Annotated in this window: 3 protein-coding genes and 1 pseudogene; all 4 read left to right on the top strand. The window is 65.5% G+C overall.

The window, feature by feature from the left end; genetic code table 11:
• A partial coding sequence (locus E5W70_RS03610) for a baseplate J/gp47 family protein (protein ID WP_292654048.1) occupies positions 1 to 503 on the top strand: 503 nt, incomplete at its 5' end.
• Positions 496 to 1,242 carry a putative phage tail protein gene (locus tag E5W70_RS03605; RefSeq protein WP_292654047.1) on the top strand — a complete coding sequence of 249 codons (747 nt, stop codon included), beginning with the start codon at positions 496 to 498 and terminating at the stop codon, positions 1,240 to 1,242. The genes E5W70_RS03610 and E5W70_RS03605, both read left to right, overlap by 8 nt.
• Positions 1,243 to 1,255: 13 nt before the next feature.
• A complete protein-coding gene (locus E5W70_RS03600; protein ID WP_292654046.1) occupies positions 1,256 to 2,026 on the top strand; it encodes a phage tail protein in 771 nt (256 codons plus the stop codon).
• A 133-nt stretch (positions 2,027 to 2,159) separates the two neighbouring features.
• Positions 2,160 to 2,983: pseudogene (locus tag E5W70_RS03595) on the top strand (hypothetical protein); the annotation flags it as partial.

Raw genomic sequence — 2,983 nt, 5'->3', positions numbered from 1 at the left:
GGCGGCCGCCGCAGGGCGGCGCCTATTCGGATTACGAGCAGTTCGCCCGTGCCGTGCCAGGCGTCATCCAGGCATGGGCGTTTCCTTTCGCCGACGCGCCCGGCACGGTCGGCGTCTGGTTTCTGTTCGAAGGCCGCGAGAATGGCATTCCGGAGGCAGGCGACATCGCTTTGGTGCAGGATGCGCTGGAGGCGCGCCGCCTGATCCGGGCCGGCCTGTCGGTCGCGGCACCCGTCCCGGCGCCGCTCACCATCACCATCGCCAGCCTTGCCGTCGACACGGTGCAGACGCGCGCAGCGATATCAGCCTCGATCGCTGCCATGCTGGTCAGGCGCGCCCGGCCGGGTGTCGCCTCGGCGCCGTTCACTTTGTCGCGTTCATGGATTTCGGAGGCGATCAGCCTTGCCGTTGGCGAGGATCGGCATTTTCTGATCGATCCGTCCGGCGACATCACCTATGTCGGCGGCGAGATGCCTGTTTTGGACACTATCAGCTATGTCTGACGCCGCGCCCATTCCTAACGGCTACAGATGGCCGCGCTATTCCGGCGAAGACGAGCTTGCCTTCTTCCACTTCGCCCCGGATGATCCGTTCATTGGCCCGCCGCCACAAGGCGACGTCCTGTCCGATCCCTCCGATGAGACGGCCGAATGGTTTCTGACCGCGCTGCTGCCGAAGGGTGCGGCATGGGGCACATCAGACAACCAGGCGCTTGATCCCTTGTCGGTTCTGGCGCGCTTCTGGCGGGTGATCGGATCGGCCTTCGCCGACGCCTACCGGGCGCTGTTTGGCGTCACGCTCGAATCGACAGCGGTCACGCTGGTCAATTCGCTCGACGACTGGGAAATCGAATACGGTCTGCCCGACCCGTGTCTTGGGCCGGACCAGACGATCGATGCGCGCATGCGCTCGCTGCTGCTCAAGATCCGCTCCGGCGGCACCATCACGCCGGCGGACTTCATCAAGCTCGCAGCCGATGCCGGCTACGCGATCTCGATCGAGGAGCCGACGCCGTTCCGCATGGGCGGCTCGGCCATGGGCGGCACAGAAGCGCTCGGCGGCGGCTACCCGTCCGAATATGTCTGGATCGTCAAGGTGCCCGGCGTGTCGGTCGACCATTTCCGCATGGGCGTCGGCCGCATGGGCGAAACGCCGCTCGGCAAGCTCGGCCTGCCCGACGACCTGGTCTGCCTGTTCAACGCGCTTAAGCCGGCGTGGACCACCGTTATCTTCTCGGCCTGAAAAGGGTGAACTCATGAAATTCGTCAATCCTCGTAACGCGCCGCCCTCGACGTCGCGCATTCCCTATTGGGACGAGAACAAGCCGGCCGGGCTCGACGGCTCGATCCCTCCGGCGAAGGTGCTGAACGACACACAGGACGAGATCCTGAAGGTGATCACCGAGGCCGGACTGACGCCCGACCCGAACGATCCGACGCAGCTGTGGCAGGCCCTGCAGGCGCTGATCGCGTCCATTGTTGCCGGTGAAAGCCCGTCGATCGAAGTTCCGCCCGGTTCTATCTCGATGTTCGCGGCCGCTGGGGCGCCGACGGGGTGGCTGAAATGCAACGGCCAGGCCGTCAGCCGCGTCACCTATGCCGATCTGTTCGCGGCAATCGGCACCAGTTGGGGCGCCGGCGATGCGGTTACCACCTTCAACGTGCCCGACTTCCGCGGTGAATTCCTGCGCGGCTTTGACGACGGGCGAGGAATCGACGCCGGGCGCGCCTTCGGCACCTGGCAGGACTATGCGACGGCGCGGCCGCAGAACGACACCGTCCAGCGCGTCGATCCGGCGACCGGCAATCCCGTCACCCTTCAGCAGGCCGGTGTCGGCCAGCCGCCGGCAACCAATCCGTCGGAGGTGGGTTTTGTCCGTGCGTCGAAGACTGGCGAGCGCATCGTCACCGGCGATTTCGATCCGGGCGGCGGCTCCAACCCTTATGTCGACATCGTCAACGTCGTGACCGGCGATGCCGAGACGCGGCCGCGCAACCGGGCGGTGCTGTATATTATAAAAACTTGATTTCGCCTCACGGGCCGCATCGCCGCCTGTCGGCGGCTGGCCCTCCGGCCGGGCGCGCCACTTGGCGCGACGCCCGGTCGGGCTTGCGGCCTGTGGCCGATAGACCCTCCTCCTCATTCGACGGATTGAAGTAATGGCTGCACCTGATCTGTTCGGCATCCTCGATGTCGTCAAGAAACTGACGGCGCCGCCTGGCCTGGAGACCGCCCATGTCGACGGCTTCTCGTGGGCGAGGAACGGCCTTTCCTACGGCGATTCGACCAAGCTGACCGCCGACGACTGGAACCGCATCATCGCCAACCTGCGCGTCGTGCTGATCGGCTCCGGCGTCGACCTGTCGACGCTTGATCCCGCCGACCCGGAGTTGGTGAAGACGGTCCTGCAGCTCTATCTCGGCATGGCTGTGACCGACATCCTGTCCGGTGTTGATGTCGGCGGCTATGGCATGATGGCCAAGGCCATCTATGACGCCAACAATGACGGCCTGATCGACATCGACCGTGGCGGTACCGGCGCGTCGAGCCTGATCGATGCCGCCGACAATCTGTCGGCGATGTCCGCCGACATTGCCAGCGCGGCGACAACGGATCTTGGTGATGCCACTGGCATCAATGTCCGCATCACCGGCACGTCCGCGATCTCGTCCTTCGGCTCGGCTCCTGACGGGGCCGTTCGCCGTCTGACATTCGCCGCACCGCTGACGCTGACCTACAATGCAACCAGCATGATCCTGCCGGGTGCCGCCGACTTGGCAGTAGCGGCGGGCGACACTGCCCTGATGCAGTCTCTCGGCTCCGGCAACTGGCGCATGGTCGGCTTCTTGCGGGCGAGCGGTGCGCCGGTCATCGACACCATCATCCTCAAGCAGGGCGCCAATCCTCTGCCGACGGCGGAAGGCGACGCCAGGTGGGACACCGACGACAACATTATCGTCGTCGGCGACGGCGCGGGCCAAAA

The sequence above is a fragment of the Mesorhizobium sp. genome (assembly GCF_005063415.1).
Taxonomy (GTDB): domain Bacteria; phylum Pseudomonadota; class Alphaproteobacteria; order Rhizobiales; family Rhizobiaceae; genus Mesorhizobium.
This window is presented reverse-complemented; position numbering and strand designations above follow the sequence as displayed.

What these genes read in the sequence shown, in the direction of transcription:
- E5W70_RS03605 (WP_292654047.1), top strand. Translation starts at nt 496, where the DNA reads ATGTCTGACGCCGCGCCCATTCCTAACGGCTACAGATGGCCGCGCTAT.
- E5W70_RS03600 (WP_292654046.1), top strand. Translation starts at nt 1,256, where the DNA reads ATGAAATTCGTCAATCCTCGTAACGCGCCGCCCTCGACGTCGCGCATT.